Genomic DNA, 17,626 nt, shown 5'->3' on the forward strand with positions numbered 1-17,626 from the left:
CGTGAGCGGGGCCTCCCGTCCGTCGACGCGGGCGCGCGCTCAGCGCAGGATCGCGTCGTGGGGCAGCAGGGCGTGGACGCCCCACGTGCGGTTCGCGACCTGCGTGACGCGCATGCTCACGGCGACGCTCGCCATCGCGAGCGCCTCGGCCCGCGTGGTGCCGAACGTCCCCGCAATCCAGTGCACCATCGCGTCGAGGGCCGTCGTCGTGGCGGCGTTGAGGTCGGCGTCGAACCCGAACGTGATGCGGCCCGCCGGGGTGTCGGCGTGGATGCCCGCGACCGGTGCCGCGTCGAGCAGCGTGAGCGTCATCGTCGTGGTCATCCCGCACTCGACCGCGGTGCCGGAGACCTCGCCGTCGCCCTGAGCCGCGTGGCCGTCACCCACGGACAGCAGCGCGTCCGGCACCGTGACCGGCAGGTACAGCGTGGCGCCGGCGACGAGCTCGCGGCAGTCGACGTTGCCGCCGCCGACGGGCCGCGGCGGGATCGTCGAGTGTTCCCCGGTGGACGCCGGCGGCAGGCCGACCACGCCCAGGAACGGCGCGGTGCGCACCCCGAGCCCGAGCTGGTTCGTCGCCGTGCCACCTGCGACGTCGATGTCCCAGAGCAGTGGACCGCGGGTCTCGGTCAGGCCGAGCGCCCGGTTGACCACCGTGTCGACGCCGCCCGAGCCGGTGTAGCCCCAGTCGTCGGGCACCAGCGCGTCGAAGTGGACGGCGAGCAGCTGCCCCGGCCGTGCCCCGGTCACGGCGATCGGCCCGACCAGGCAGTGGCCGCGGCGCGAGGGGATGAGCGTCGGGACCTCGGCCCCGGGCTCCGGCAGCCGCGTCGTGTAGCCGGCGGCGTTCAGGGAGCGGACGGTCACGGTGTCGCCGGGGTCGACCCGGAGCACGGGTGAGAGGTCGGCGTCGAAGACGTCGGCTGCGGTGTCGAGCGAGGCGTCGATGCGGTGGGAGGTCACCCGTCGATCATCACAGGGACCAGCCCGACCCGACCGGGACTACTGGTGGAACTGCGGGATCGTCAGCCAGATGCCGTAGAGCACCGCCGCCGCGCACAACGCGAAGCACACGACCGCGGCGGCCATCGCACCGGGCGGGGTCGTGCCCGAGCGCGGCGTCTCCTCGGCGTACTGCGTCCGCTCGCCGCCGGCGTCCGCGGGCTGTCCGGTGCCCAGGAAGCGCAGCCCGAGCGTGTAGAGCAGCACCACGCCCACGGCGGCGACGAAGCCGACGCCCGCGACGGTGCCGATGGCTCCGAAGTCGATGGTCATCGTCGTCCCCCTCAGTTCTTCGTGGCGGCGACGGGCTCGCGCTCCGCCTCGCCCTCGTGGATGTCGGCGGCCGAGATCGGCTTGCGCTTGGCCAGGGCGTAGAAGGTCAGTCCGGCTGCCAGGGCGAGCACGGCCACCAGGACGAGCCCGATCACCGAGGTCGACGCCAGCCACGTGGCCAGACCCCCCACCAGTGCGGCGGCGGGGAGCGTGATGACCCAGGCGACGACGATCCGCCCGACGACGCTCCAGTGCACGTCCGCGAGCTTCTTGCCGAGACCCGAGCCGACGACCGAGCCGCTCGTGACGTGGGTCGTCGAGAGCGCGAAGCCCAGGTGCGAGGAGACCAGGATCGTCGCGGCCGAGCTGGTCTCGGCCGCGAAGCCCTGCGGGGACTGCACGTCGGAGATCTTCTTGCCGACGGTCTGCATGATGCGCCAGCCGCCCATGTAGGTGCCGAGGGCGATCGCCAGGCCGCAGGCCAGGATCACCCAGATCTGCGGGCCGGTTCCGGCGCCCTGGTAGTTCGCCGTGATCAGGGTCAGCGTGATGACCCCCATCGTCTTCTGCGCGTCGTTCGTCCCGTGCGCCAGCGACACCAGGGACGCCGAGATCGTCTGCCCGTGGCGGAAGCCGGTCGCGGCACCGTGCGTCGTCGCGTTCTTGGTGAGCGTGTAGGCGAGGTAGGTCGCCACCAGCGCGATGACCCCGGCGATCACCGGCGAGAGCAGCGCGGGCAGGACCACCTTCGACACCACCGTCGCCCAGTCGACCGAGTTCAGCCCGGCGCCGATGATCGACGCCCCGATGAGCCCGCCGAACAGCGCGTGCGTGGACGACGACGGCAGCCCGAAGTACCAGGTGGCGAGGTTCCAGAGCACGGCTCCGACCAGCCCGGCGAAGATCATCGTCGGCGAGATGTGGATGCCGTCCTGGCCCTCGCGGATGATCCCCTGCGAGACGGTCTTGGCGACCTCGGTGGACAGGAAGGCGCCGACCAGGTTGAGCACGGCGGAGATGAGCACGGCGGTCCGGGGCTTGAGTGCTCCGGTGGCGACCGACGTGGCCATGGCGTTCGCGGTGTCGTGGAACCCGTTCGTGAAGTCGAACACGAGGGCAACGACGATCACCAGCACGACGATGACGAGGACGTCCATGGCGGCGAGGCTAGGCCGCGCCGGGACCGGCCGCGTGAACGCCGGGTGAACACGTCCGACGGTCTGCAAGGATGCTCACGTGCCCACGTTCTCAGCTGCCCGCGGTGATGCGTCGTTCGTCGATCCGCACGGCATCGAGATCGTGTACTCGACCTGGCGGGCCGGTCGTCCGAAGGGCGTCGTGCAGATCGCGCACGGCGTCGGCGAGTACGCGCTCCGCTACGAACGGCTGGCGCAGGACCTGGTCCGCGCCGGGTACACCGTCGTCGCGAACGACCACCGCGGGCACGGTCGGACCGGCCTGGGGCAGTGGGGCGACGACCGGTCGAAGCTCGGACGGCTCGGCCCCGGAGGACTCCGCGCCGCGATCGCCGCCGTCGAGCAGACCACCCGCATCGCCCGACAGGAGACCCCCGGCGTGCCGCTCGTGCTGCTCGGGCACTCGTGGGGGTCGCTCATGGCGCAGCGGATCGTCAACACCTCGAGCCGGGCCTACGACGGCATCGTCCTCTCCGCCACGGCCTACCGGCTGCCGGGCACCATGAACAGCGGCGACCTGAACCGTCGGCACGCCACGACCGGTCCGACGCGCTTCGAGTGGCTCAGCCGCGACCGGGCGGTCGTCGACGCCATGTCCGTCGACCCGCTCGTCGTCGACGCGAACGTCATCAAGCTCTTCGGGCTGGTCGACGCCCTCCGCCTGCTCGGCGTGCCCCGGCCGCGCATCGAGCACGACGTCCCGATGCTGCTGCAGGTCGGGTCCGACGACAGCCTGGGCGGCCCGCGCTCCGTCGAGCGCCTGGCGAAGGCGTACCGGGGCCGCGGGGGCCTGACCGACGTGACCGTCCAGGTCTACGAGGGCGCCCGACACGAGATCTACAACGAGACGAACCGCGACGAGGTCGTGGCGGACCTGGTGACCTGGCTCGGCCGCGTCGTCGGGCGCTGACCGTGCCGGACCGGCCGGTCGCACCGGATCGCCGCCGTCGCAGGCTCGTCATCGCGCTCGGGATCGTGGCAGGCGTCCTGTGGGCCGTCGGGGTGGGGCTCGGGGTCGCGGTGCTCGTCGTCATCGGCAGCCTCCCTGGTCACGACCCCGCGCGGACGTCCCGCGCCCTCGTGATCGCGGCGGGGGCCTTCACCACGTTCGCGATCCCGGCGGCGCTGGTGACCGTCGGGTTCTTCGTGGTCCGGCGCGCGCGGGCGCAGGGGCGCGACACCTGACGGAGCGCGTCACGGACGCGACCAGGCGACGGACTGAAGGCGCGGGGCGGGGCCGGCACGAGCCTCCCGTCCGCACCGTCCCGGCCATGCGCGCGGCGTAGGCTCGCCTCGTGCACGGTGAGTACAAGGTCCCAGGTGGCAAGCTCGTCGTCGTCGACCTGGAGGTCGTCGACGACACGATCCAGCAGTTCCGACTGGCGGGGGACTTCTTCCTCGAGCCGGACGACGCCCTGCCGTTGATCGACCAGGCCGTCAACGGTCTGCCCGCCACGACCGACGCCACGGGCATCGCCGCTGCGGTCCGCGCCGCACTGCCCTCGGACGCCGTGCTGCTCGGCTTCACGCCGGAGTCCGTCGGGGTGGCCGTCCGCCGGGCGCTGTCGCGCGCCTCGACGTGGCTCGACCACGACTGGGAGGTCATCCACGAGGGACCGATCAGCCCGAACGAGCACCTGGCGCTCGACCAGGTCCTGACGGAGGAGGTCGGCGCCGGGCGACGGAAGCCGACCCTCCGCATCTGGGAGTGGGACCAGCCCGCGGTCGTCATCGGGTCCTTCCAGTCCCTCAAGAACGAGGTCGACCCCGAGGGTGCCGAGAAGTACGGCGTGCAGGTCGTGCGTCGGATCTCGGGCGGGGGTGCGATGTTCATGGACGCCGGGGCGATCATCTCGTACTCGCTGTACGTGCCGACCGACCTGGTGCAGGGCATGACCTTCGCGGACTCGTACGCCTTCCTGGACGAGTGGGTGATCGAGGCGCTGAAGTCGCTCGGCATCGACGCGTACTACCAGCCGCTCAACGACATCACCTCGACCAAGGGCAAGATCGGCGGCGCCGCGCAGAAGCGACTGGGCACCGGCGCGCTGCTGCACCACGCGACCATGAGCTACGACATGGACGGCGAGAAGATGGTCCAGGTGCTCCGCATCGGACGCGAGAAGATGAGCGACAAGGGCACCACGTCCGCCGCGAAGCGGGTCGATCCGCTGCGGTCGCAGACGGGGTTGTCGCGTGCGGAGATCATCGACTCGCTCGTCGCCACGTTCACGGCGCGGTACCGGGCGACGCCGGGGTCGGTGACGCCGGAGGAACGGGCGCGGGCGCAGGAGCTCGTCGCGTCGAAGTTCGCCACGAAGGAGTGGCTCGAGCGCGTCCCGTGATCGGGATCGGCGGCCGGACAGAGCGTTGGTCGGCGGCCGGACAGAGCGTTGGTCGGCGGCCGGGCCTGGTGAGGGTGCTGTGGGATCCCGGCCGCTCGGGGTCGGCGGCCGGGAGAGGGGGGATCCCGGCCGCCTGGCTCCATCCTCCGGGTCGTCCTGAAGAACGAGCCGAGCGGATCATGAGGATCACCCGCGTGGCGGATGTCGTCTTCACCGGCTCGACGTAGCCTCGTCCGCGTGAACTGGTTGATCCTCCTGGGGGCGATGGCTGCAGCGGTCGTCGTGACGTGGATCGCCGATCGCGCGGGGTGGATCGACCTGTCGAACAAGTCGACCAGCAGCGGGGGATCCGGCGGTGTCGGCACGATGATGGACGAGGTCTTCGCACCGACGCGCCACGAGACGCAGGCCGAGTACGAACGGCAGTCCCGCCTGCCGCGCGAAGCGCCGACGCCGCGCGAACACGACCACGACCTGCTGAGCGGATCGGTGCTCATCCAGGTGCCGACGGTCCGGAGCGCACGTACCGGACGGCACGAAGCCCGACCGGGGACGCACGACCGCTCCTACTGACCCCGCCGGTCAGCGCGTGGTGAGCTCCTGGTAGTCCGGGTGCCGTTCGATCCACGCCGCGACGTAGCTGCACAGCGGGACGACGCGGAGCGTCGAGCCGGAGCGGACGTCGTCGAGCGCGTGCTGCACGAGCGTCGACGCGTGCCCGCCACCGCGATGTGCCGGATCGACCTCGGTGTGCACGAAGCGGATCTCGTCACCGTCGACCTCGTACGCCGCGAAGCCGATCACCTCGCCGTCCTCGACGAGGGAGTACTGCTGCTGGTCGGTGTCGTTGCGGACGTCGAGTGCCATGCCGACGACGCTACGCGACGAGCCCTGCGAACACCGCGGACGCGCTGACCCGAACGCGGGGCTGTGCGCCCTCGCCGTCACCACTACTGTCACCTCGTGCCCGAGAACACCCCACCCCTGCGCTTCCGTACCCCGCCCGGCTGGCCGACACCGTCGCCCCAGTGGGTGGCCCTCCACCAGGGAGCCGAGCCGGCCGCGGGCTGGCGGCCGTCGGACGAACTCCCGCCGGCTCCGTTGCGCTGGGTCTTCTGGGTGCCCACCCGGACCCTGCGCCGACGCGTGCCCCGCTCGGTCAGGGTCTCGCTCGCCGTCGGCGTCTGCCTGACCATCGCGTCCGCCGTGGTCGTCGGCGCGCTCGCGATCACGGACGGTCCGGCCGTGTTCGGGCTCGTCCCGCTGGTCGTCGGCATCGCGCTCTGGGTGACCGGTGCGGTGCGCTCCGCCGACGACGTCACCGCTCTGGCGCGGTCGGTGCGCGAGGACGCGCAGCTGCGGCGCGAGGCCGACCTGCCCGCACTGGCCCGCGAGCAGCACGGGAGCGACCCTGCTGCGGCGATGGCCGCCTGGGACGCCGAGGCCTGGTCGGTACCGACCCCGCGGCCGTTCCACGAAGGGCCGCCGTCGCCGCTGACCGCGCGGGTGAACCGGGCCGCCGTGATCATCACCGCGGGCGTCGCAACACTCGTCCTGGTCGGCGGTGCAGCGGTGTCGGCGGCTCCGGCATTCGAGACCATCGCGGCAGACCCGGCCTGGGCGCTGGGCAGCCCGGACGCCGGCGACGACACGCCGCAACTCGAGTGGTCCTCCGACGACGACGCGATCACGGCGTACTGGCTCGGCACCGGCGACACGTGGGAGACCACCTGCGACGTCACGCCCGGTGACACCGATTGCGACGCGTACGAGATCACGAGCAAGCAGTCCTGCACGGCCGTCGTGACCGTCGGGTTCTTCGCCGATGCCGACGCCGACGAGCCGAGCCGCACCCAGGAGCGCTCCGTGCGCCTGCGAGCCGGGGTCCCGCTCGTCCTGGTGGAGAACTACGACGAGGAGCTCTCGTCGATCGGCGACGTGACGTGCGCCGATGACGCTGCAACGGACACGGTCTCCGCGACGCAGGAGAGCGAGGACGTCACGGCGTCGGACCAGCCCGACGGGTGCGACGTCGGCGGGTGCGTCGCGTTCGCCGTCACTGCAGCCACCGACTGCGCCGCCGCCGCGGTGGAGTTCCACGTCGAGGCTGCGGCCGGCTCGGTCGACGGCCCGCACGACCTCGTCGTGGTCACACGGCTGTCCGCGGGCAAGCCGACCGACGTGTTCGCCGGTGGCACGGACGACGCCGCGAAGGTCCGGTCCGGGCAGGTCACGTGCCGTGCTGGTGCGGACGACGGGCTGTCGCAGAACTCCTGACCCAGCCCACCCGGGCGGACCCCGGGAACGACGAAGCCGCTGTCGTGTGACAGCGGCTTCGTCGTTCGCGGGGTCCCTACTCGGCCGAGTGCCGGCCGTGCGGGTGGTCGCCCTGGACCGGACGTTCCGGACGTTCCGGACGGGAGGCCCGGCTCGCCTGGTCAGCGTCGGTGGCGGCTCCGGCGGTGGGTCGGTCCTGGACCGCTGCGTGCGCCGCACGGTGGGTGCGGAGGGCGCCGGTCGTGGTCGGCGGCTCGTCCACGGGCGCTGCGGCCGAGTGCGCGCCGTGGGTCGGTGCGTCAGCCAGCGGTGCCCGCGTGTCACCCGGCAGCACCGAGACGTCCGCAGCGCCGGCGGACCGTGCCGAGCGGGGCTGCGCGGGCACGTCGGGCGAGGTCGGGACGACGTGCATCGAGCCGGTGTCGGGCGACACGAGCGAGCCGGTGTTCGCTGCCGATCGCTGGGCGTCGACGGTCAGGCGGTCCTGGTCGCCGTCCTCGCGCGATCCGTCGCCGTCTGCGCCACCGGACGCCGCGGCACGGGCGGTGTCGGCCTGCTCCTGCAGCGCCGAGGTCTTGCGCAGCGGCGGCACGCGGAAGAACCACGTCAGGATGAACGCGATGAGGATGACCCCGAGTCCGACGTAGTAGACCGTGACCGTCGAGGTGCTGAACCCGACCAGGAACGGCCGCGTCAGGCGCTTGTCCGCCCCGTTGAGGAACGACGTGTCGCTCGTCGCGGAGTTCGAGGACGAACTGGCTGACGTGTTGCCGCTCTTGAGCTGCTTGATCAGCGTCGGGGCGACCTCGTCGACGACGGCCTTCCGCTGCGAGGCATTGGCGTAGTCGATCTGCAGGCCGCCGTCGACGACCTCGGCGTTCGCCTTGCTGGCTGCGGTCTGCAGCGCCTGCTGTTCCGCGGCGGGCTTCGCGTCGGCGACCTGCTGGTCGATGACGGTCTGCGCTGCCGCAGCGGGGACGGTGCCGGCGGCGACCTGGGCCTGCACGGCGCTGGTCACCTGCTGCGTCACGGCCTGGTCTGCGGCCTGCTTGGCTGCGGCCGCGCCCTTGTCGAGTCCCGACTGCACGTTCTGCTTGACCGGGTCGACGATCTTGGTCCAGATCTTGTCCATGACGCCCTTGTTGTCCGACGCACTGGCGACGGACGGGGTCATGGCCGCGTTCAGGGCGCTCGTCAGGTCGGACCGGTTCTGCATCGCCGTCGTGATGTTCGTCGGCATGAGGGTGAAGAGCACCGACAGGAGCACGGCGGTGCCCATCGTGCCGCCGATCTGGCGGAAGAAGGTCGCGGCGCTGGTCGCGACACCGATGTCCCGCGGGGAGACCGAGCCCTGCGCCGCCAGGGTCAGCGTCTGCATGAGCTGGCCGAGCCCGAGGCCGATGAGGAACATGCCCGTCATCAGGAACCACAGCGGGCGGTCGGCGGTCAGGAACGTCAACACCGTGAAGCCGACGGCGGTGAACGCGGTGCCGGTCACGGGGAACAGGCGGTACTTGCCCGTGCGCGAGATGATCTGGCCGGAGGCGATGGACGAGATCATCAACCCGAGCACCATCGGCAGCATCGCGAAGCCGGACTCCGTCGGGGTCACGCCCTTCACGATCTGCAGGTACAGCGGGATGGTCAGCATCGCGCCGAACATGCCGAAGCCGACCAGCACGGACAGGATCGCCGCCATCGAGAAGACGCCCGAGCCGAAGAGCTTGAGCGGCAGGATCGCGTCGTCGCCCATCGCCCGTTCGACGATGATGAACCCGACCAGGCCGAGCGCGCCGATGAGGTAGCAGGCGATCGCACCGGGGGAGTCCCAGCCCCACTCGCGGCCCTGCTCCGCGATGAGGAGCAGCGGCACCAGCGTCACGATGACGAGCGATGCACCCCACCAGTCGATCCGGGGCTTGCCGCGGTCGCCGAACTTCGGCAGGTGCAGGAAGGTCAGGACCATCGCGAGGGCGATGACGCCGACGGGGACGTTGATCAGGAAGACCCAGCGCCAGCCGGAGACGAACAGGATCTGGTCCGCGCCGGCGAACAAGCCACCGACCAGCGGGCCGATGACGCTCGAGATGCCGAAGACGGCCAGGAAGTAGCCCTGGTACTTGGCGCGCTCACGCGGAGCGAGCATGTCGCCCATGATCGCGAGCGGCAGCGACATCAGACCACCCGCGCCCAGGCCCTGCAGCGCGCGGAACCCGGCGAGCATGAGCATCGAGCTGGAGAAGGACGCGGCGAACGACCCGACGATGAAGATGCCGATCGCGGTGAGGAACAGCGGTCGGCGCCCGAAGATGTCGGAGAGCTTGCCGTAGATCGGCGTGGTGATGGTGCTGGCGATCAGGTAGGCCGTGGTGACCCAGGCCTGCTGGTCGAGCCCGTGCAGGTCGTCGCCGATGGTGCGGATCGCGGTGCCGACGATCGTCTGGTCGAGGGCGCCGAGGAACATGCCGGCCATCAGGCCGTAGATCACGAGCAGGATCTGTCGGTGGTTCATCACCACGTTGGACGCCGTGGTGGGTGCCGCGGGTGCGGTCGCCGTCTGGGTCATGGTGTTCGGTCTCCCGGGTACGCGAGCGCAGTCGGTCGATTTTTGCGCTGCGTGCAAAGTTACATCTGCCGCAAGCCGAGTGCCCGCACAGGACGGATTCCTGTGCGGATCGGCAGGCCCGAGCTGCCCTGAGTGGCTAAGCGCCGAGCGCTGCGTCCACGATCTCCTTCGCCTCGCGCTGCACCTGCTCCAGGTGCTCCTGCGAGACGAAGCTCTCGGCGTAGATCTTGTAGACGTCCTCGGTGCCGGACGGCCGCGCTGCGAACCACGCCCTGTCCGTGACGACCTTGACGCCGCCGACGGCCGCGTCGTTGCCCGGGGCCTTCGACAGCTTCGCGGTGATCGGGTCGCCGGCGAGCGTCTCGGCGGTGATCGCGTCGCCGTCGAGCTTCGACAGACGGGCCTTCTGGTCCTTCGACGCAGCCGCGTCGACGCGCTGGTAGACCGGGGCGCCGAAGCGCTCGGTGAGCTCGTCGTACAGTCTCGACGGGGTCTTGCCGGTGACCGCGACGATCTCCGACGCCAGCAGCGCCAGGATGATGCCGTCCTTGTCGGTCGTCCATGCGGTGCCGTCCATGCGCAGGAACGACGCGCCGGCGGACTCTTCGCCACCGAACGCGACCGAGCCGTCGATCAGGCCGGGGACGAACCACTTGAAGCCGACCGGGACCTCCCACAGGCGACGGCCGAGCGACTCCGCGACCCGGTCGATGATGCTCGACGACACCAGGGTCTTGCCGATCGCAGCGTCGTCCCGCCAGGCGGGACGGTGCGCGTACAGGTACTCGATCGCGACGGCGAGGTAGTGGTTCGGGTTCATCAGGCCGCCGTCGGGCGTCACGATGCCGTGGCGGTCCGAGTCCGCGTCGTTGCCGGTGAGCACGTCGAAGTCGTCCTTGTGCGCGAGCACGGACGCCATCGCCGAGGGGCTCGACGGGTCCATCCGGATCTTGCCGTCCCAGTCGAGCGTCATGAACGACCAGGTCGGGTCGACGTCGGGGTTCACGACGGTCAGGTCGAGGCCGTAGTGGTCCCGGATCGCGTTCCAGTAAGGCAGGGATGCGCCACCGAGCGGATCGGCGCCGATCTTCACGCCGGCCTGCTTGATCGCGGCGATGTCGATGATGTTCTCGAGGTCGGCGACGTAGGTGTGCAGGAAGTCGTAGCGGTCCGGCGTGGCGTGCTCGGTGCGCTGCACCTCGGCGTTGCCGCCCGCGATGATCGCGTTGGCGCGCTCCGCGATCCACGACGTGGCGTCGCTGTCGGCGGGGCCACCGTGCGGCGGGTTGTACTTGAAGCCGCCGTCGCGGGGCGGGTTGTGGCTCGGCGTGATGACGATGCCGTCCGCCGTGTCCGGGTTGCCCTCGCGGTTGTACCGGATGATCGCGTGACTGAGGGCCGGCGTGGGGACGTAGCCGTTGTCGCTGTCGGCCAGGACGTGCACGCCGTTGGCGGCCAGGACCTCCAGAGCGGTGCGCTCGGCGGGGCCGGACAGCGCGTGGGTGTCGCGGCCGATGAACAGCGGGCCGTCGGTGCCCTGGGACGTGCGGTACTCGACGATCGCCTGCGTGATGGCGGCGATGTGCGTGTCGTTGAACGCCGAGTCGAGCGAGGACCCGCGGTGCCCGGAGGTGCCGAACACGACCTGCTGTTCCGGGACCGAGACGTCCGGGACCCGGTCGTAGTAGGCGGCGATCAGCTCGTCGAGGTCGACGAGGTCGTCTGCGGTCGCTGGGGTGCCGGCGCGGTCGTTCATGCCCCCATCCTGGCACCCACACCGGGTGTGGTGCTCAGGCCGTGCGGAACGACCCGGTCGCGGTGCGGAACGAGCCCGTGACGGTGCGGTTCGACGCGGTCACGGTTCCGCGGCGGCGGAACTGGGCGTCGACGAAGCGGCCGAGCCGCCCGGTGGCCGGGACGCCCGTGTAGGTGCCGGCAGTGTCGCTCCGGACGCCGGTGAAGGTGCCGATCTCGTCGCGGTCCGCGATGCCGGACACGAAGCTGCCGCCGAGGGGTGAGGTGGTGGAGGTCATGCCTCTACCGTACGGGCTTGTCTTGCAGGATGCAAAACAAGCCGTGGGTCGGTCGTCAGGCGACGAGCTCGCAGAAGCTCCGGCCGGCCGTGGTCCAGCTGGCGCGGGGCTCGAGCCCCACCCGGGCAGCGTGCCGACGCAGGGCGTGGAGCCCGACCTCGGCCCACGGGAACTCGGCACTCGCGTGCCCGTCGGTGTCGATCACCCGCGCCTGGTACGTGTGGTCGGCGTCCGCGTCGTCGTGCGTCTCGACGACGACACGGCCGCCGTCGCGGACGATCTCACGGCACCGTGCCAGCAGCGCGGCCGGGTCACCGCCGATGCCGATGTTGCCGTCGAGGACGAGTGCGGTGTCCCAGCGGCCCTCCTCCGGGACGGCCTCGAACACCGATCCCTGCACGGCGCGGCCGCCCGAGCGTCGGGCGATCGCGACCGCCTCGGCCGACACGTCCACGCCGAGCGCGGGGAGACCGAGCGCTCCGGCCGCGACGAGCATCCGCCCGGGGCCGCAGCCGATGTCGATGACCGGCCCGTCGACGCCGTCGAGGAGCGACCGGTCCACCCGGTCGGCCGCGGCGTTCCACCGGCCGACGTCCATCGTGATGGCGAGGTCGGGACGGTCTGGGTCGGTGAGGCGCAGGCGTCCGTCCGAGCGGAGGGCGCGGGCGTACGGCTCGTCGCCGCCGGTGCCGAAGGTGACCGGTGCCTGGGTGGTGTCCGTCATCGGGAGCCTCCGGGGGTGAGGGCGTCGACCGGGCTGGCCGCCAGGGCCGCGGCGAACGCGGATCCCGGGGCGAGCTCGGCGACTCGGTGGGCGTCGTCGATCAGGTCGACGTCGAGCAGGGTGGGCAGCGTGCCGACGTCGAGTCCGGCGTCGACCAGGCGTGCTCGCTGCACGGCGCCGGTGTCGTCCTGCGACATCGGGACGCCGCGGATCAGCGAGCCGTCCGGGTCGCGGAGGGACAGCGACCAGAAGCCACCGTCCTCGGCCGGGCCGAACCAGGCGTCGCGCTCGGGGTGCTCGAGCACCGGGGCGACGTCGGCGACGGTGAGCTGCGGGGTGTCCATGCCGACCAGGAGCGTCGGACCGGTCATCGTGTCGAAGAGGAAGCCGAGGCGCTCGTCGAGCCCACCGTCGGGCTGGTGGAGCACGTCGAAGCCGGCCGCGTCGTCAGGCAGGACCTGGCCGTCGAAGAACAGCACGCGGCGGGCGACGGGGAGCGCCTGCACGGTGCGGAGCGTGTCGGCGAGGCTGGCGGCGGCGACACGAGCGGCGCCGTCGGCACCGAGTGCGGGTGCCAGCCGGGTCTTCACCTTGCCGGGCAGGCACTCCTTGGCGATCACGACGACGGTCAGGTCCGCGACGGCGCTCATGCGTTGGTCCCCTCGTGGGCGGCGGCCGGGGCGGCGGTACCGGCAGGGGCCACGACCCGCGTGCGGGCCTGGCGGCGGTACTGGCGGAGCAGTCGGGACATGTCCTTGACGGCGTTCACGGTGCCGCGCAGCGTGCCGGTCACCTTGCTGTCGCCGATGCGCTGCTCGTACCCGATGTCCGACTCGTCGACGCGCCACCCGGCGGCGTGCGCGGCGAGGACCATCTCGAGTGGGTACCCGCTGCGGCGGTCCTGCAGGTCGAGGGCGACCAGGTCCGCGCGTCGCATGACCCGCATCGGGCCGAGGTCGCGCAGCCGGTAGCCGGTCGCGCGACGCATCAGGACCGCGAGCACCCGGTTGGCGAAGCGGGCGTGCGGTGCCCAGGCGGCCGGCGTCGTCGGCACACGGCGACCGAGGGCGAGGTCGACCGACCCGCTCGCGACACGGGCGACGAGCGGCGGGAGTTCGGCGGGGTCCATCGAGGCGTCCGCGTCGCAGAACGCCACGTACTCGGCGGTCGCCGCGGCGACCCCGGCAGCGCAGGCCGAACCGAAGCCGCGGCGGGTCTCCGTGACGACGAGGGCACCGTGGGCGCGGGCGACGTCGGCGGACCCGTCCGTCGAGCCGTTGTCGACGACGATCGCCCGGTAGCCGGCGGGCAGCCGTCCGATCACCTTCGGCAGGGCGTCCGCCTCGTCCAGGCACGGCAGGATCACGTCGACGTTCATGTCGACCATTCGGCGCGGTCGGTCGTTCCGACGGGAGGGCGTTGCCATGCACACCAGGCAACCGGATGTCCGACGCCGATGCACAGGCTTCTCGTACCCATCGGCCCGTCGGCGCTCAGGTTGCCCCTCGAAGTGGGTGCACCGGACGCGTGTTCCGGCTCGCCGGCTGCGCAGTGGATGTCGTGGTCGCTTTCGCGGAAGCGACAGTGTGCCGCCGTCGATCCGCGCAGATCTGTCGCTTTCGCGAGGGGGAGGACGCGGGCCGCGCAGATCTGTCGCTTTCGCGAGGAGGAAGACGCGGGTCGCGCAGATCTGACGCTCCCGCGAAGGGGTGGGGCGGGCCGGACGACGGACGGGAGGAGCGGGGCGGGCCGCCACGCTCCTCCCGTCCGTCGACTGGTCGCCTCAGCGCACCGCCGCGCGCAACGGCGCGTCTGCGAACGCGCGCATGCCCTGCGCGAAGTCGACGGCGGCGCGCCACCCCAACTCGTCGGCGATGCGGGCCGAGGACGCGGTGACGTGCCGGACGTCGCCCAGGCGGTACTCGCCGGTGACGACCGGCTCGAGCCCAGCGGTCGCCGCGATCGCCGCAGCCATGTCGCCGATGGTGTGCACCGAGCCCGAGCCGACGTTGTAGGCGCGGAAGGAGTCAGCGGGCATCGTCTCGGTCGCGGCGATCGAGGCCGCGTTCGCCCCGGCGACGTCGTCCACGTGCACGAAGTCGCGGCGCTGGCGGCCGTCCTCGAAGACGCGGGGGGCCTCGCCGCGGGCGATCGCGCTCCGGAACAGCGAGGCGACGCCCGCGTAGGGCGTGTTCGCCGGCATGCCCGGGCCGTAGACGTTGTGGTAGCGGAGTGCGACCGCGCGGCCGCCGGTGGCGCGCGCCCAGGACGACGCCAGGTGCTCCTGCGCGACCTTCGTCTGCGCGTAGACGTTCCGCGGGTCGAGCGCGGCGGACTCGTCGATCAGGCCGGGGACCAGCGGCTGGCCGTCCGGGCCGATCGGATCGAAGCGGCCGGCGTCCAGGTCCTCGCGGCGGCGTGCCGGCGGACGGGTCGACTCGCCCGAGGCGGTGGCGTACGCGCCCTCGCCGTAGACGACCATCGAGCTCGCGACGACCAGCCGCCCGATGCCCGCGCGGTCCATCGCGGCGAGCACGTGCGCGGTGCCGGCGTCGTTGCTCGAGACGTAGTCGGGGGCGTCCTGGAAGTCCACGCCCAACCCGACCTTGGCGGCCTGGTGGCAGACGACGTCGATGTCCTCGAGTGCGGCGTCGAGGGAAACCCGGTCGCGGACGTCGCCGTGGACGAGCGGGATGCCCCGGCGCTCGTGGTCGGCGACGACGGCCTGCGGGTCGCCGTGGACGTCGGCGCGCAGGGAGTCGAGGACGCGGACCTCGTGCCCGTCGGCCAGGGCACGGCGGACGATGGCGGAGCCGATGAAGCCCGCGCCGCCGGTGACGAGCAGCCGGCTCACCGGTCGCTCCCGCCGCGCTGCATGATGCTCGCGCTCGCCGTCGCCGGGACGAGCTCGCGCGGCGTGTAGTCGTCCGGGACCGCCCCGACGATCTCGCCGATGGCGCGGACGATGACCTCGTTGGCCCGGGCCAGGCGTTCCATCACCATGCCGTGCGTGACGGGCTCCTCCGTGCTCGCTGCGGCTTCGTCCTCGCTGGGTGCCAGACCCGCGTCCGCGTCGGTCACGAACGACAGGTTGACCGTGCCGATGCCAAGCTCCGCGGCCAGGGGCACCTCGGGCGTCATCGTCATGTTGATCGTGTGCCCGCCGGCCGCACGCAGCCAGATCGACTCCGCGCGGGTCGAGAACCGCGGGCCCTGGATCACGACGCAGGTCCCGGTCGGGCGGAACGGCACGTCGAGGGCAGCGATCGCGTCGACGGCGGCGCGACGGAGCACCGGGTCGAACGGGTCGGCGAAGGAGAGGTGCTGGACCTGGTCCTCGAAGAAGGTGTCGGCGCGACCGGACGTGCGGTCGATGAGCTGGTCCGTCACGACGAAGGTGCCGGGGGCGTAGTCCGGGTGCAGGCCGCCCACGGCGCTGGAGGACACGATCGCCCGCACGCCGAGCGACCGCAGGGCCCACAGGTTGGCGCGGTGGTTGATCCGGTGGGGTGCCACCGAGTGGGTGCGTCCGTGCCGGGTCAGGAAGGCGACGCGCTTGCCGGCCATCGTGCCGAGGGTGATCGGGGACGAGGTCGGGCCGAACGGCGTGGCGACGTCGATCTCGTCGGCCGTCCCCGGGGCGAACAGCTCGTACAGGCCGGAGCCCCCGATGACGCCGATGGTCGCCGTGCGGTCGGTGTCCGGTCGGTCGGTGTCCGGTCGGTCGTTCTCCGGTCGGTCGTTCTCCACAGGTCCTCCTGGTCGTCATGGGGGCGCTCAGCGCGCTGGCTACGCTACTGACGTGCGGTGTCCAGGCGCTGCACGACGACCATCGGAGGGCCCGTGCGCACGATCGAAGAGCACCGCGACGCGGTCCGCGCGCTCGTCGCGCCCGTCCTGCCGGGTGCGTCCGCACCGGCGGGTGCGTCCGTGCCGCCCGGTGTGTCCGTCGTGTCCGTTGCGTCCGACGGGGCGTCGCCCTCCGTCCTGGAGGCCCGGCGCGTCGACGACCTCGCTGCCGACACCGGCGCGGGGCACGGGTACCGCGTGCTCGGTCGTGCGGTCGGCTCGCCGATCCCGCTGCCCCCGTTCGACAACAGCCAGATGGACGGGTTCGCGGTGCGGGCTGCCGACGCCGGAGCGACCCTGCGGGTCGTTGCCCCGGTCGCCGCCGGAGCCGTCCCGCCGCCGTTGCCGGTCGGCGCGGCGGCACCGATCATGACCGGGGCCCGGATCCCGGACGGTGCCGACGCGGTGTTCCCGGTCGAGCAGACCTCGGCAGGGTCCTTCCCGGCGGCGTTGTCGCTCGCGTCGGTCCTCGTCCCCGCTGATGTGGAAGTCGGCACGTTCGTGCGCGCGACCGGGTCGGACCTGGCCGCGGGTGCGCCGGTCGTGCAGGCCGGGGCGGTGCTGACGCCGGCGGTGCTCGGTGCACTGGCCGCCGCCGGAGTGGCGGAGGTCGGGCTCGTGCGACGCCCGCGGGTGTTGGTCGTGTCGACGGGGTCGGAGCTGGCCGGTGCCGATGGTGCGGTTGCTGATGCTGCTGGCGGGTCTGGCGCCGGTGCTGGCGCGTCCGGTGCGGGGATCAACGACGCGAACGGCATCGCGCTGCGGGCGGCGCTCGCCGAGGTCGGGGTCGAGTCCCGCGCCGTCCGTGTCCCCGACGACGAAGCCCGGTTCCTGGCCGCGCTCGACGGCGCCGTGGGCGGATGGGCCGACCTCGTGCTCACCACGGGTGGCATCAGCGCCGGTGCGTACGAGGTCGTGCGCCAAGCCCTCGAACCCCGAGGACTCGTCGTCAGCCCGGTCGCCATGCAGCCCGGTGGCCCACAGGCGCTCGGCACCGTCGAGCTCGCCGGACGCCCGGTGCCGGTCGTCGCGTTCCCGGGCAACCCCGTGTCGGCGCTGGTCTCGTTCGAGGTCTTCCTGCGCCCGGTGCTCGCCGCCGCCGCCGGAATGCCCGCCGAACGGCCCACCCGGGTGCTGCCCGTCGCCACCGCGGCCACGTCGCCCGAGGGCAAGCACCAGGTCCGCCGCGGTCGTGTCGACGACGGGCTCGTCCACTTCGTCGGCGGGCCGTCCTCGCACCTGCTCGCCCACTACGCCGACGCCACGCACCTGGTGCACCTGCCCGTCGGCACCGCCAGCGTCACGCCCGGCGACCCCCTGACCGTCTGGAGCCTCCGATGACCGACCCCGCCGACCCCGCC

General features: G+C 72.3%; 18 protein-coding genes. 6 read left to right on the plus strand and 12 right to left on the minus strand.

Features of this window, described 5'->3' with window-relative positions; genetic code table 11:
- Positions 1-39 precede the first annotated feature (39 nt).
- From BIU90_RS02025 to BIU90_RS02035, 3 genes are read right to left on the minus strand one after another with little or no spacing between them, the layout of a single operon-like run.
- Entirely contained in the window at positions 40-963 is a 924-nt protein-coding gene (locus BIU90_RS02025) for an acetamidase/formamidase family protein (RefSeq protein ID WP_071298571.1), read from the minus strand.
- 39 nt (positions 964-1,002) lie between these two features.
- Complete coding sequence (locus BIU90_RS02030) at positions 1,003-1,275, minus strand: hypothetical protein (RefSeq protein WP_071298572.1); 273 nt, start codon at positions 1,273-1,275, stop codon at positions 1,003-1,005.
- An 11-nt stretch (positions 1,276-1,286) separates the two neighbouring features.
- Positions 1,287-2,432, minus strand: coding sequence for an inorganic phosphate transporter (locus BIU90_RS02035; RefSeq protein ID WP_071298573.1), 1,146 nt, complete (start codon positions 2,430-2,432; stop codon positions 1,287-1,289).
- A gap of 79 nt (positions 2,433-2,511) precedes the next feature.
- On the opposite strand from BIU90_RS02035, the gene BIU90_RS02040 reads away from it, so the two are divergent.
- The 4 genes from BIU90_RS02040 to BIU90_RS02055 all read left to right on the plus strand — a co-directional run bounded on the left by BIU90_RS02040 (position 2,512) and on the right by BIU90_RS02055 (position 5,389).
- Positions 2,512-3,381 (plus strand): alpha/beta fold hydrolase, encoded by an 870-nt coding sequence (locus tag BIU90_RS02040; protein ID WP_071298574.1) that lies wholly within the window; start codon positions 2,512-2,514, stop codon positions 3,379-3,381.
- A gap of 65 nt (positions 3,382-3,446) precedes the next feature.
- Positions 3,447-3,656: a hypothetical protein gene (locus tag BIU90_RS02045; RefSeq protein ID WP_139195064.1), complete on the plus strand. Its 210-nt coding sequence runs from the start codon at positions 3,447-3,449 to the stop codon at positions 3,654-3,656.
- Positions 3,657-3,766: 110 nt separating this feature from the next.
- Positions 3,767-4,816, plus strand: a complete 1,050-nt coding sequence (locus tag BIU90_RS02050; RefSeq protein ID WP_071298576.1) for a biotin/lipoate A/B protein ligase family protein — start codon at positions 3,767-3,769, stop codon at positions 4,814-4,816.
- A gap of 237 nt (positions 4,817-5,053) precedes the next feature.
- Positions 5,054-5,389, plus strand: a complete 336-nt coding sequence (locus tag BIU90_RS02055) for a hypothetical protein (protein ID WP_071298577.1) — start codon at positions 5,054-5,056, stop codon at positions 5,387-5,389.
- A 9-nt stretch (positions 5,390-5,398) separates the two neighbouring features.
- On the opposite strand, the gene BIU90_RS02060 is transcribed toward BIU90_RS02055, so the two are convergent.
- On the minus strand, positions 5,399-5,683 hold the full coding sequence (locus tag BIU90_RS02060) for a GNAT family N-acetyltransferase (protein ID WP_071298578.1): 285 nt from the start codon (positions 5,681-5,683) through the stop codon (positions 5,399-5,401).
- 96 nt (positions 5,684-5,779) lie between these two features.
- Between BIU90_RS02060 and BIU90_RS02065 the strand changes: the two genes are divergently transcribed.
- Positions 5,780-7,093, plus strand: a complete 1,314-nt coding sequence (locus BIU90_RS02065; protein WP_139195065.1) for a hypothetical protein — start codon at positions 5,780-5,782, stop codon at positions 7,091-7,093.
- 76 nt (positions 7,094-7,169) lie between these two features.
- Here the strand turns inward: BIU90_RS02065 and BIU90_RS02070 are convergent, their stop codons facing one another.
- The 8 genes from BIU90_RS02070 to BIU90_RS02105 form a co-directional block, all read right to left on the minus strand.
- Positions 7,170-9,659, minus strand: a complete 2,490-nt coding sequence (locus tag BIU90_RS02070; RefSeq protein WP_071298580.1) for an MDR family MFS transporter — start codon at positions 9,657-9,659, stop codon at positions 7,170-7,172.
- Between the two features lie 136 nt (positions 9,660-9,795).
- A complete protein-coding gene (gene pgm / locus BIU90_RS02075; RefSeq protein WP_071298581.1) occupies positions 9,796-11,415 on the minus strand; it encodes a phosphoglucomutase (alpha-D-glucose-1,6-bisphosphate-dependent) in 1,620 nt (539 codons plus the stop codon).
- A gap of 34 nt (positions 11,416-11,449) precedes the next feature.
- A complete protein-coding gene (locus tag BIU90_RS02080; RefSeq protein WP_071298582.1) occupies positions 11,450-11,692 on the minus strand; it encodes a hypothetical protein in 243 nt (80 codons plus the stop codon).
- 55 nt (positions 11,693-11,747) lie between these two features.
- Positions 11,748-12,416 carry a bifunctional 2-polyprenyl-6-hydroxyphenol methylase/3-demethylubiquinol 3-O-methyltransferase UbiG gene (locus tag BIU90_RS02085; RefSeq protein ID WP_071298583.1) on the minus strand — a complete coding sequence of 223 codons (669 nt, stop codon included), beginning with the start codon at positions 12,414-12,416 and terminating at the stop codon, positions 11,748-11,750.
- Complete coding sequence (locus tag BIU90_RS02090) at positions 12,413-13,066, minus strand: DUF2064 domain-containing protein (RefSeq protein WP_071298584.1); 654 nt, start codon at positions 13,064-13,066, stop codon at positions 12,413-12,415. The genes BIU90_RS02085 and BIU90_RS02090 overlap by 4 nt, the downstream gene beginning before the upstream one ends.
- A complete protein-coding gene (locus BIU90_RS02095) occupies positions 13,063-13,803 on the minus strand; it encodes a glycosyltransferase family 2 protein (protein WP_071298585.1) in 741 nt (246 codons plus the stop codon). Before BIU90_RS02095 ends, BIU90_RS02090 begins: the two co-directional genes overlap by 4 nt.
- 396 nt (positions 13,804-14,199) lie before the next feature.
- Positions 14,200-15,270, minus strand: coding sequence for an NAD(P)-dependent oxidoreductase (locus BIU90_RS02100; RefSeq protein WP_071298586.1), 1,071 nt, complete (start codon positions 15,268-15,270; stop codon positions 14,200-14,202).
- Entirely contained in the window at positions 15,267-16,166 is a 900-nt protein-coding gene (locus tag BIU90_RS02105; RefSeq protein ID WP_083403610.1) for an MTAP family purine nucleoside phosphorylase, read from the minus strand. Before BIU90_RS02105 ends, BIU90_RS02100 begins: the two co-directional genes overlap by 4 nt.
- A 93-nt stretch (positions 16,167-16,259) precedes the next feature.
- Between BIU90_RS02105 and glp the strand changes: the two genes are divergently transcribed.
- Positions 16,260-17,606, plus strand: a complete 1,347-nt coding sequence (gene glp / locus BIU90_RS19140; protein WP_302847382.1) for a gephyrin-like molybdotransferase Glp — start codon at positions 16,260-16,262, stop codon at positions 17,604-17,606.
- Positions 17,607-17,626 lie beyond the last annotated feature (20 nt).

The organism is Curtobacterium sp. MCBA15_001 (assembly GCF_001864835.1).
Classification (GTDB): domain Bacteria; phylum Actinomycetota; class Actinomycetes; order Actinomycetales; family Microbacteriaceae; genus Curtobacterium.

Bases quoted from the DNA above. Each gene is read 5' to 3' on its own strand.
- BIU90_RS02060 (WP_071298578.1), bottom strand. From the start codon at position 5,683: ATGGCACTCGACGTCCGCAACGACACCGACCAGCAGCAGTACTCCCTC.
- BIU90_RS02090 (WP_071298584.1), bottom strand. From the start codon at position 13,066: ATGAGCGCCGTCGCGGACCTGACCGTCGTCGTGATCGCCAAGGAGTGC.
- BIU90_RS02095 (WP_071298585.1), bottom strand. From the start codon at position 13,803: ATGGTCGACATGAACGTCGACGTGATCCTGCCGTGCCTGGACGAGGCG.
- BIU90_RS02035 (WP_071298573.1), bottom strand. From the start codon at position 2,432: ATGGACGTCCTCGTCATCGTCGTGCTGGTGATCGTCGTTGCCCTCGTG.
- BIU90_RS02080 (WP_071298582.1), bottom strand. From the start codon at position 11,692: ATGACCTCCACCACCTCACCCCTCGGCGGCAGCTTCGTGTCCGGCATC.
- BIU90_RS02085 (WP_071298583.1), bottom strand. From the start codon at position 12,416: ATGACGGACACCACCCAGGCACCGGTCACCTTCGGCACCGGCGGCGAC.
- BIU90_RS02070 (WP_071298580.1), bottom strand. From the start codon at position 9,659: ATGACCCAGACGGCGACCGCACCCGCGGCACCCACCACGGCGTCCAAC.
- BIU90_RS02030 (WP_071298572.1), bottom strand. From the start codon at position 1,275: ATGACCATCGACTTCGGAGCCATCGGCACCGTCGCGGGCGTCGGCTTC.
- pgm (WP_071298581.1), bottom strand. From the start codon at position 11,415: ATGAACGACCGCGCCGGCACCCCAGCGACCGCAGACGACCTCGTCGAC.